10 protein-coding genes and 3 pseudogenes are annotated in these 11,282 nt (G+C 34.7%); 11 read left to right on the top strand and 2 right to left on the bottom strand.

Translation table 11 applies throughout. From position 1 onward, the window contains the following. Positions 1 to 864 precede the first annotated feature (864 nt). Positions 865 to 2,424 (bottom strand): glycoside hydrolase family 10 protein, encoded by a 1,560-nt coding sequence (locus ACM6HU_RS22670; protein WP_016114865.1) that lies wholly within the window; start codon positions 2,422 to 2,424, stop codon positions 865 to 867. A gap of 252 nt (positions 2,425 to 2,676) precedes the next feature. On the opposite strand from ACM6HU_RS22670, the gene ACM6HU_RS22665 reads away from it, so the two are divergent. The 5 genes and pseudogenes from ACM6HU_RS22665 (at position 2,677) to ACM6HU_RS22645 (ending at position 6,858) form a co-directional block, all read left to right on the top strand. Then, positions 2,677 to 2,982: a PTS sugar transporter subunit IIB gene (locus ACM6HU_RS22665; protein WP_016114866.1), complete on the top strand. Its 306-nt coding sequence runs from the start codon at positions 2,677 to 2,679 to the stop codon at positions 2,980 to 2,982. 13 nt (positions 2,983 to 2,995) lie between these two features. After that, entirely contained in the window at positions 2,996 to 4,285 is a 1,290-nt protein-coding gene (locus ACM6HU_RS22660) for a PTS sugar transporter subunit IIC (protein WP_016114867.1), read from the top strand. 119 nt (positions 4,286 to 4,404) lie between these two features. Next, entirely contained in the window at positions 4,405 to 4,575 is a 171-nt protein-coding gene (locus ACM6HU_RS22655; protein WP_353778769.1) for a type II CAAX prenyl endopeptidase Rce1 family protein, read from the top strand. A gap of 224 nt (positions 4,576 to 4,799) precedes the next feature. After that, entirely contained in the window at positions 4,800 to 5,267 is a 468-nt protein-coding gene (gene plsY / locus ACM6HU_RS22650; protein WP_414848461.1) for a glycerol-3-phosphate 1-O-acyltransferase PlsY, read from the top strand. Between the two features lie 13 nt (positions 5,268 to 5,280). Next, positions 5,281 to 6,858, top strand: a pseudogene (locus ACM6HU_RS22645) (aminotransferase class V-fold PLP-dependent enzyme). Positions 6,859 to 6,902: 44 nt separating this feature from the next. On the opposite strand, the gene ACM6HU_RS22640 reads toward ACM6HU_RS22645, so the two are convergent. Next, positions 6,903 to 7,232, bottom strand: a complete 330-nt coding sequence (locus ACM6HU_RS22640) for a YkvA family protein (protein ID WP_016114873.1) — start codon at positions 7,230 to 7,232, stop codon at positions 6,903 to 6,905. 191 nt (positions 7,233 to 7,423) lie between these two features. On the opposite strand from ACM6HU_RS22640, the pseudogene ACM6HU_RS22635 reads away from it, so the two are divergent. From ACM6HU_RS22635 to ACM6HU_RS22610, 6 genes and pseudogenes are all read left to right on the top strand, one after another. Further along, positions 7,424 to 7,693, top strand: a pseudogene (locus ACM6HU_RS22635) (hypothetical protein). A 74-nt stretch (positions 7,694 to 7,767) separates the two neighbouring features. After that, positions 7,768 to 9,078: a DEAD/DEAH box helicase gene (locus tag ACM6HU_RS22630; RefSeq protein WP_016114874.1), complete on the top strand. Its 1,311-nt coding sequence runs from the start codon at positions 7,768 to 7,770 to the stop codon at positions 9,076 to 9,078. Positions 9,079 to 9,168: 90 nt separating this feature from the next. Further along, a pseudogene (locus tag ACM6HU_RS22625) lies at positions 9,169 to 9,315 on the top strand (MFS transporter); the annotation flags it as partial. Positions 9,316 to 9,461: 146 nt separating this feature from the next. Further along, positions 9,462 to 9,872 (top strand): VOC family protein, encoded by a 411-nt coding sequence (locus ACM6HU_RS22620; protein WP_016114875.1) that lies wholly within the window; start codon positions 9,462 to 9,464, stop codon positions 9,870 to 9,872. Positions 9,873 to 10,117: 245 nt separating this feature from the next. Beyond that, on the top strand, positions 10,118 to 10,516 hold the full coding sequence (gene tnpA / locus ACM6HU_RS22615; protein WP_016114876.1) for an IS200/IS605 family transposase: 399 nt from the start codon (positions 10,118 to 10,120) through the stop codon (positions 10,514 to 10,516). An 11-nt stretch (positions 10,517 to 10,527) separates the two neighbouring features. Next, positions 10,528 to 11,282: transposase (locus ACM6HU_RS22610; RefSeq protein WP_275857800.1), on the top strand; the 755-nt coding region annotated here is incomplete at its 3' end.

Genomic DNA, 11,282 nt, shown 5'->3' with positions numbered 1-11,282 from the left:
GTCATGTACTCAAGAGGTTTTTGTTGTTTTAACATATATTCATTCTACCCTTAGTTGGAATTGCAGCATATAGATATAAAAAAATCATGCAAATCTGATAGATTATTAAATTTTGCAGTACCAAATATGCATAGAAATCACTTTTATTGTGTACTAAACAAGCACATTTTCTATAGTTTAAAATTTTTATTATATTTCACTCTATAACATCTTAAATACTTTTGGAGAATATAACATATCATTATCAGTAGCATAATGATAAGGGGAAATTGAAAGGATTGCTACTTAAAATATTTGAAAAAAGCAGTTTGATATACAGAGTACTTATGAAGTACTATATTCTTTCGAGAAAATTATACGTTTTAACACAAAATACATCTTTTGTTGTACGTTAAGAGATATTTGTTCAGAAAACTATATCAACGTTTTCTAGTCCTTAGCGTGCAATTTTCCAAGAATGGTGTTGTATTTTAATAAACCCCGATAATTTCCATTTATCAATAAAAATTAAATATGCAGTCTTCTTTGTTTTTCAAAACATCTCTTGACATAAAAATCTACTGTATTGCATAATATAAAAAATTAAAATTAAAATCGTTGAAGGGAACTAGTACATATGTTTTTTTGCGCAAGAGAGTGGAATCCGCAGGCTGAAAGATTCATATGTTAATGAAAAAACGTTTAAAGGTACATGATAGCAATATCGCCGGATACTACCTTTAACCCTATTAGAACCATATAACATGAAAAAATGGATGAACAGATCAAATATAGTTAATGCATACCCTTCCTAAGCCTGGGGAGTTTGTTTTTTGAATATGCGTAAGGTAAAATCCCTCATATATAGAGTGAGGGATTTTATGATTACTTCGCTTGTATAGTAGTTTTGCTAGAAGGGATACTCTCGTTATGCAACCGATCCAAAGCAGTCACCACATACGTATACGTCTTACCAGACACTGCCGTCTTATCTACATAAATTTCTCCAGGTTTTGTTTTTCGTACAGTAGTAAGTAAATTCTCAGGATTTTGAATATCGACTTCATTCTTTCCGTTTACTCGGTAGATGGCGTAATAGGCAGAGTCGTTGTTTCTATCATCAATAATGCCTAAAACGATACCTTCATCTCTTACAATAGCACCTTTTAAAGTGGGGTGTTTAGGTGGATCATGATCTAGCCAAGGCATTGGCGGGATTAATGCAGGGTGTTTATAAATGTCTTTTTGTAGTCGATTTTTTATTCCTAATGGATTACTATTAATATCTTTTAAGCTGAAATGCATGCTACCTTTTATTTGTGAAAATTGATGATTTAATGCAATTTGTCTTGGATATTCTTCAGGGTTTGACCAAGCGGGGACTGAGTTATTATTAATTTTGTATGCAGCTTGTCCAATGTATAAGTGAATTGGTTTGTTTTCTGTTTCTTTTACCCACCAATCTAGTAAAACGTCATATGCTGCAGGTGCAAAACCGATATTCCAATAGATTTGCGGTGTAATATAGTCAATATACCCTTTTTGGATCCATTCTCGTGTGTCAGCATATAGGTCATCATAATTTCTTTGTCCAGCAGTTGTATTAGAACCGGTTGGATCGTCAGCTATATTCCGCCATACACCAAATGGACTAATTCCAAATTTGACATAAGATTTTTCTTGTTTAATAGCGGTATTTAAACCACTTACAAGTTGGTTGACATTATCGCGACGCCAGTCTCCAATGTTAGTGAATTTTCCATTATTGTAAACTTCATAGGTATCCTGGTCTGGGAATTCCTCCCCAGCTACCTTATAGGGATAAAAATAATCATCCATATGAACGGCATCAATGTCGTAATTTTGTACGACTTCTAATATTCCTTCGATTATAAAGTTTTTCACTTCTGGAATACCGGGATTATAGTATAGTTTTCCTCCATAAGATACAACCCAATCGGGATGTTGCTTAGCGGGGTGATTTTCTATTAATTGATTTAAATTTGTGTGGTTCATGGTTATTCGATAAGGATTAAACCATGCGTGAAATTCAAGGTTTTTTTTATGGGCTTCTTCAACCATAAATGCAAGCGGATCATAGCCAGGGTCTTTACCTTGTACGCCTGTAAGATATTCGGACCAAGGACCGTATCGGGAAGGGTAAAAAGCGTCTGCGGTTGGTTTAATTTGAACAACAACTGCGTTCATGCCTAGATTTTTTATATCATCTAGTAGTTTGATAAATTCTTGTTTCTGCTTTTCGATAGGTAATTCTGGCTTAGAGGGCCAATCAATGTTGAGTACAGATGCAATCCATGCGGCACGTAATTCATGTTTTTGATACGTAGTAGGTACTTCAGCTTGTGTGGACTTAGAGCTTATGAACAGGAAGAGAATAATCAAGATGACGCTACAACAACTCATCAATAATTTTCTAAAAATCATCGTACGCCTCCTTACATATTCTATTATTGAGACTACTATATCATGTGAATGTAAGATTCACAATTGAGAAAATAGAGAGCTGAAACTTTTATTTAAAATAAAAAATATTTTTACTGAAATTTCATTTCGTCAGAACTAATTTGTCTACATACCTCATATGATTTTTAATAACGTGAAGCTTCCTTTCATTGATGGTTTGACAGTCCTTGGAAAAGGATGAAAATTACTTAAAGCATATAGGAGGATTATGAAATGAAGGTTCTATTTGTATGTTCTGGAGGAATGTCCAGTTCAATTGTTGTAAACGCTTTAAAAAAAGAAGCGGAGAAAAAAGGAATTAGTATGGATGTACACGCAATTGGAACAAGTGAAGTGGAAGAAGAGGTGAAAAATGGTTGGGACGTAGTAATGGTTGCTCCGCAAATAAGGCATAGATTTGATGCAGTGAAAAAAATAGCAGATGAGCAGTCTGTTCCTTGTGGTGTGATTCCGCCGCAGGCTTATACACCACTTGGTGGTCCGACGTTATTAAAAGTAGTGCAAGAACTCATTCATTAGGAGGGAGAGTAGTATGAATAAGTTTATCTCATTTCTTGAGAATAACTTATCTAGTCCGATGGCAAGGCTTTCTGAGCAAAGACATTTACAAGCAATTCGTGATGGTGTTATTTCAGCGTTACCGTTTATTATTGTAGGAAGTTTCTTTCTAATAGTAGCATTTCCACCTCTTCCAAAGGATAGTTTTATTTCACTATGGGCGGCTAAGCATCAAACGAGTATTTTAATACCGTATCGGTTAACGATGTTTATTATGTCGCTCTATATCGCCTTTGGTATTGGATATAATTTGGCGAAAAGTTACAAATTAGATGCCTTATCAGGAGCGCAGCTTGCAGTTTGTTCCTTGCTCCTTACATTGACCCCTGAATTAATTGATAAGAAAGGATTTATGCTCCCAATGACAAACCTTGGGGGACATGGGTTATTTGTTACAATGATTGTTTCTATTTTATCGGTTGAGATTTTGAGATTCTGTAAGACGAAAAATGTAATGATTAAGATGCCAGAGCAAGTACCACCGTCTGTATCTCGTTCTTTTGAAGCACTTATACCTGCTGCTTTCGTTATTATTATTATGAGTATTATTACTGTTGTTTTTAGCATTGATTTACATCATTTAGTTGATAAGCTAGCTGCACCATTAGTAAAAGCTGGTGATAGTTATTTTGGAGTTATTTTACCAGTATTTCTAATTACATTTTTTTGGTCTTTTGGAATTCACGGTGTTTCCGTTGTTGGTACAGTTGCCCGTCCTTTATGGGAGGTTTATCTTGGTAAAAACTCTGCTGCAGTTGCAGATGGAGCGAACAGTATACCATTTATTGCACCAGAACCATTATACCAATGGTTTATATGGATTGGCGGTTCCGGAGCTACACTAGGGCTCGTATTAGCTATGATCGTCTTCGGTAGATCGAAATATTCTAAAGCGCTTTCAAGAACGTGTATTGTACCTGGTATTTTTAATATTAACGAGCCAGTTATATTTGGACTTCCGATTGTATTAAATCCGATCTTAATTATTCCTTTTATCATTACACCGCTAGTGACTGCAACCATTGCTTATACTGCAACTGCAATGGGACTTGTGACTGCGACTTATATTATGCCGCCGTGGACATTGCCAGCCCCAATTGGTGCGTATTTAGCTACGGGTGGGGACTGGAGAGCTGTTGTATTAGTCTTCATTAATATAGCAATCTCATTCCTTATTTATCTACCATTCTTTAAAATGTACGATAAAAATATGATTGAGGTTGAAAAGAGCGGTGATGGCGAGCAAGATTCTGTGAATGCGTAAGAATGAGAAATACGAAGAAATCATACAGATATGGATTTGAGTGATAGGCAACTAGTCTATCACTTCTTTCATGATTGGGGTTGTTTGAGGGTTATATCATTATCCGCTACTGTTTTTTAGTGATTATAATAGTGGCGTTTCGATATTCCTATCCTTTCTTTTTTACAGTAAGTATATTTTCCGTATGTTTGATTACAACCTGGTTAAGGATGAAATCAGGAAGTTTATGGACTGGCGTTATGATTCATGCGGCACATAACTGCTTTCTTCAACTTTTATTTGATCCTTGAACGAGTAACAAACAATATACGAAATTATTTACAACGGAATTTGGTATAGGGGTAGCTATCGTTTATATAATTATAGCGTTTTATTTTTGGAAAAGAAGGGATGAGATTTCTTTATCCCGCCTTAATAGGTAGTAAGACCGCCAACTGATTAAAGTTTCACTTTATAAAAAATTTTTTACGTGTTGATGGTTTAATAATTCATTTTATCAATAGAAGAGGGTGAAATGAAATACGGGATGGATATTCGAGAGGTTGGTAGTGGGAATCCTGGTGCACGGAATATGGGGCGTTTATATGGGAAAGGATATTTTATTGCAACATTTTTGGGAGATGCGCTAAAAGGGGCAATTATTGTTTATATAGCAAGAATCTTATTTGGGGATTCTATACTTCTATTACTCTCGTTACTAGCAATTGTGGTAGGGCATATATATCCAATTTTCTTTAAATATAAAGGTGGAAAGGGAATTTCGACATTTATTGGCGGAATGGTTGTGTTCAATTATTTGATAGCACTTACTCTGGTGATTGTATTTATTTTGTGTTATTCCATTTTTAAGAGTTTCACAAAGGCTGGTTTAATTACAATCGCTTGCTTACCACTTTGTATGATTGCATACTCTTATTCTATGGGAGCGATTGTATTAAGTGTTTGCATGGTTATATTGATTTTGTATGCACATAGAAAATAAAGGGGATTAAAACATGGGGTTAATGTATAAAATTGCTGATCAAACTTGGGAATTTGAAAGTATTCATAAACTAAACTATAAAACATTCGTAGAGGAGATTCCGCAACATGAACAAACAGAAGAGCGCAAACGTATAGATTCGTTTCATGAAGAAAATACGTATTTAATATGTTTAGATGGTCAAAAATTAGTAGGAATGGTTGCGGTGCGAAGAAAGCGGCCATTCTCTTTAGATAAAAAAATACCTCATTTAGATGAGTGGTTACCAAAATGTGGTGATCGTGTATATGAAATTCGTTTATTAGCTGTGGAGAGAGAATATCGAAACGGAAGAGCTTTACTCGGATTGATTCGACTTTTGCATCGCTATTTACTTCTAAATGGGTATGATTTAGCGCTCATTTCAGCAACAACGCGTGAGTTAGCACTTTATGAACAAATAGGTTTTCGCCCTTTTTATACATTAGTTGGGACAAAGCAAGCAGCATTCCAGCCAATGTATATTACTCCAAAAATGTTTGAACAATCTAGTATTATAAATGTGATAACAAAAGAATACACATTTTTACCAGGCCCTGTTGAGATTGGGGAAAACGTCCAGCAAGCATTTGCTTCTAATCCAATTTCACATCGTTCCAATCAATTTAAAACTGCAATGGAGAACGTGAAAAAACGACTATTGCAAATGACAAAAGCTAAGCAAGTGCAAATTATGCTTGGGATGGGTACATTAGCAAATGATTCAATCGCTTTACAGCTAAAGTTATTAAAGGGATGTGGATTAGTTCTAACAAATGGTGAGTTTGGAAATCGTTTAGTCAAGCAGGCGATTCGAGCAAACTTATCGTTTGATACATATGAAAGAGAAACAGGAAGACCATTTTTATACAATGAAATAGAGGAATTAGTGAAAAATCAAAAATAGGAATGGCTATGGTTTGTTCATCATGAAACATCTACGGGTATGCTAAATAATTTAGACGAGTTAATTAGAATAAGCAAAAGGTACGATGTTAAATTATGTGTAGATTGTATTAGTTCTATTGGAGCAATACCATTATCTCTAGAAGATATATATTTTGCCAGCGGGGTTAGTGGAAAAGCGATTGGGGCATACACTGGACTTTCTTTTGTATTTTACAATCATATTGTGACTGCAAACGAAACATTACCTACCTACATGGACATAGGAATGTATGAGGAGAATGGAAGTGTATCGTATTCACAATCTTGGAATTTAATATATGCATTACAAGAAGCGCTAAAGAAATTTGAAGATGAAGATGAGTATAAGAAGATATATCAAACATATGCTTTTATGGAAGAAGCTGTTACCGATATGGGATTACAACTCGTATCTCCAAAAGAGCATGCTTCATTTATCATTCTTACAATTGTATTAGATAAAAAACTTTCTTCTAAGAAAGTAGGAGATTCATTAGCATTGCAAGGGTTTATTACCCATTATGAATCAACCTATTTACAACAAAATAACTGGATTCAAATGGCTTGCTTAAATCATTATAAAGAACGTGAAATGAAAAAAATGTTGGATTGCTTACAAATGCAGATAGAACAAGTACATGTATAGTTCAGAAAAGACGGTTATGAAGACCGTCTTTCTTGTTTGATGCATTATGCATGTGTCGCTCCAAATAAGGATTCCATCTTTACTTTTCCTTTTTCTCGAATTTCTGCATTTGTATGTACCATGATATATCTATGTGCCCAAGCAATTGCGATAGCATCATCTAACAGGCCGATTCCAATAATAGCTGCTAAATCTGGGATGAAATCGATTGACCATACATAATAGGAAAGCGCAGCTAATATAATTATCTTGGCTTTAGTAGGCAGTCCGTTCTTTTTTAAAGTGTAATATAAAATAATGCTCTCATACACACCGGATTTTCCTAATTTTGTTGCACCTTCATTTAATTTTTTCCATAGTTTCTGTTTCTCCATATAATCACTCCTTATTTCGTTTTTTCATTAATTTTGTAAAAGTATATTTAACATTATGTAAATGCGCTTGAAAATATAGATTTTTTAAAAGGATAGACAAACAATCGACAAAATAACCCTTTTTATCATTTCTTTCTTGTTGTTCATACTCATATGAGTATGAACAACAAGAATATTGGGGGGGAGAAAACATATGGCTTTTGTTTGATGTAATAGCCGATATTATTCTGTTCTATCCGAGGACTGACGCGAAATTAAAATATCATATTGCGCAGCTAAGTGAACAAGAATGGTTCTGAGATGTACATGAAGATACAAGGTATACATGGCTCATTTGGAATAATCGGAAAATCAAGAGGCTGATTTTGTCACCTTCAAATATGAAATTGCTAACAAAATCAAAAGAGAAACAGAAAGAACTAATCCCAATCATTCATAGTGAGTATGAAAAAAGGAGATAAGAATTATCTTATTTTTTATATTTAGCGTAACAAATGGTACAATGAGAGCTTAATGTGAAAAATAAGGAAAAGAAGTGATCTGTTTGAAAAACTTTTTAGAGTTAGGAATTAGTGAAACATTTAATCATACATTACGTGAGAACGGGATTGCTGAAGCGACGCCAATTCAAGAGCAAGCAATTCCAGTTGTTATGGCTGGAAAAGATATAATTGGGCAAGCCAAAACTGGTACAGGTAAGACACTTGCATTTGTCTTACCAATTTTAGAAAAAGTTGATCCTACTTCAAGTGATGTACAAGCTTTAATTGTTGCACCAACTAGAGAATTAGCACTACAAATTACAACTGAAATTGAAAAAATGCTTGTTCATCAAGAAAATATCAATGTTCTTGCGATATATGGTGGTCAAGATGTTGCGCAGCAAATGAGAAAGTTAAAAGGAAATACGCACATTGTTGTGGCAACACCAGGACGTTTATTAGACCATTTACGCCGCGAAACGATTGTATTATCCAATGTTTCTATGCTTGTATTAGATGAAGCAGATCAAATGCTTCATTTCGGCTTTTTATATGATATAGAAGACATTTTAGAAGAAACACCTGAGAGTAAACAGACGATGTTATTTTCAGCGACAATGCCAAAAGATATTAAAAAACTTGCGAAGCGTTACATGAAAGAACCTGAGATGATTCAAATTCAAAGTGCGGAAGTAACGGTGAATAATATTAAGCAACGTGTGATTGAAACGACAGACCGTGCAAAGCAAGATGCGTTGCGTCATGTGATGGACCGTGATCAGCCGTTTTTAGCAGTTATTTTTTGTCGTACAAAGCGGAGAGCCAGTAAGTTATATGATGATTTAAAAGGGTATGGCTATAATTGTGATGAACTTCATGGTGATTTATCGCAAGGGAAACGTGAACGAGTAATGAAGAGTTTCCGTGATGCGAAAATTCAATATTTAATTGCGACAGATGTGGCAGCTCGTGGATTGGATGTAGAAGGTGTAACGCATGTATTTAACTATGACATTCCAGAAGATGTAGAAAGTTACATTCACCGAATTGGCCGAACTGGACGCGCTGGTGGATCAGGCCTTGCGATTACATTTGTTGCTCCAAAAGATGAAATGTATTTAAAAGAGATTGAAAAAGGTATTGGTGCAACATTGCAGAGACAAGAGTTGGAACTACCTGCACATCAAGCAACTGAAAAAGATGAACAAAAGAAAAAAGAGCACGCAAAGAAACCAAAGAAAACAGGTCAATATCGTCAAAGAGATAATCGCGAAGGATCCCAAAATGGCAAGCAGCAATCATTTCATAAACCAAGTAAAAAGAAAAGCAGTACAAAGCAAGGACAGCAAAGACGAGGGCGTTAATGCTGAGTATGTGTTAAGAATGAAAAGTCGTTTTCCTTTCTAGAAGGAAAACGACTTTTTTATCTTTGTGCTTTAAAGTGGCAGGATAATGTAATTACGGAAAAGAAACTGGAGCAAGCAAATGGTATTGTGAATGGTGTTCAAGCATTGTCAAATGTAGCAGCTCCTGTTTTGGGCGGAATGCTATATAGTATTGTAGGCTTAAAAACCCTTGTTGTGATAAGTTGTATTATATTTCAATTTGTTCTTCTTTCAAAACTTAGAACTTATTATAGGTTGACAATTCAATCTCTTTTGAGGAAAATAAAATCATAAGAACTTATGTTCTTGTTTGTGGGAAGCCAACAAATTCATGTGTATCTATATAAAGGAGATGTTTCTAATTGGATAATTCAAAACAAAAAATCACTACTTTCTTAATGTTTGATGGTAATGCTGAGGAAGCGATGACTTTATATACCTCCTTATTTGATCAATCGGAAATTATAGCTATTTCTCGTTATGATGCAAATGGACCAGGCAAAGAAGGAACTGTCATGCATGCAACATTCACATTAAATGGCCAACAGTTTATGTGTATTGATAGTAATGTGAAGCATGACTTTACATTTACTCCTTCAATGTCGCTATATGTAAATTGCGATACAGAAGCGGAAATTGATGAAGTTTTTCATAAGCTAGCAGAAGAAGGGGAAGTTTTAATGCCACTAGCAGCTTATCCATTCAGTAAGAAGTTCGGTTGGTTAAAAGATAAGTTTGGTGTTTCGTGGCAGCTAACTCTTTCTGGAAACTAGGCCTATATTAGTGAATAAAAGCGTATTCTCAATCTAATGAGCAATACGTTTTTTATTCGCAACTTTACTAGTAAGTTTAACGCTTTATCCGAAAGAATTCTCCTTCCTCAAGCGTGTGCAGGGCGATAGCCCAACGGTAGGTGGGAGATGAATTTCGGTTTGACGTTAGCCAAAAAGTACTTGCTATTATTTTTATTTTAGCTTTGATATAATCAGTCTTATAAAGTATAAAGGTTGGTATATCAATGAATTTAGATAGTAATAATCATTCAGTATTCTCGCTTTATTATCATCTTATATTAGTTGTGAAATACAGAAGAAATGTATTTGATGATGATATGTCTGACTATGCAAAAGATATGTTTATAAGGATTTCAGAAAGCTATAACATAACTTTAGTTGAGTGGAATCATGACAATGACCATGTTCATATTTTATTCAAAGCACATCCGAATACAGAAATAACAAAGTTCATCAATGCGTATAAAAGTGCCAGTTCCCGACTCATCAAGAGAGACTTTCCACAAGTGAAAAAGAAACTTTGGAAAGAGATGTTTTGGTCAAAAAGTTTTTGCTTACTCACTACTGGTGGTTCACCAATAGAAATAGTAAAAAAGTATATCGAAAGTCAAGGTGAAAAGTGAGGTGAAATGATATGACAATACATAATAAAGCGTACAAATTTCGTTTGTATCCAAAAGAACAACAAGCCCATCTTATACGTAAAACTTTTGGGTGTGTGCGATTTGTATACAATAAGATGTTGGCTGAACGAAAAGAAGTGTATGAGAAACACAGAGGGAATAAGGAAGAACTAAAGAAACAAGAATTTCCTACTCCTGCAAAGTACAAGACAGAGTTTGAATGGTTAAAAGAAGTGGATTCATTAGCATTAGCGAATGCTCAATTAAACTTGCAAACTGCGTATAAAAATTTCTTTAGTGGTCAAAATGACTTCCCGACGTTCAAAAGCAAAAAGGATAGAAAATCTTATACAATGAATATGGTCAACGGAAATATTATGTTGCTGAATGGTCATATTAAATTACCGAAATTGAAGCTTGTAAAGATCAAACAACATAGAGAAATACCCCAAGACCATGTGATTAAGTCATGTACGATTTCCATGACACCGACTGGGAAATACTATGTGTCTATCTTGACTGAGTATGAAAAAGAAATCGTGCAAAAAGAAGTGGAAACTGTTGTTGGATTAGACTTTGCTATGTCTGAATTATATGTTAGTAGTGAGAATGAGAAAGCCAATTATCCTCACTTCTATCGTCAAGTATTAGAAAGATTAGCAAAGGCCCAACGAGTATTATCAAGACGCACAAAAGGTTCAGAGCGTTGGAATAAGCAACGTATTCGGGTAGCTAAGTTGCATGAAAAAGTAGCAAACCAACGTAA

The sequence above is a fragment of the Bacillus sp. IT-79MI2 genome (assembly GCF_949768135.1).
GTDB classification, from domain to species: domain Bacteria; phylum Bacillota; class Bacilli; order Bacillales; family Bacillaceae_G; genus Bacillus_A; species Bacillus_A pseudomycoides.
The sequence above is the reverse complement of the archived record's forward strand: the minus strand, read 5'-3'. Positions and strand labels throughout refer to the sequence as shown.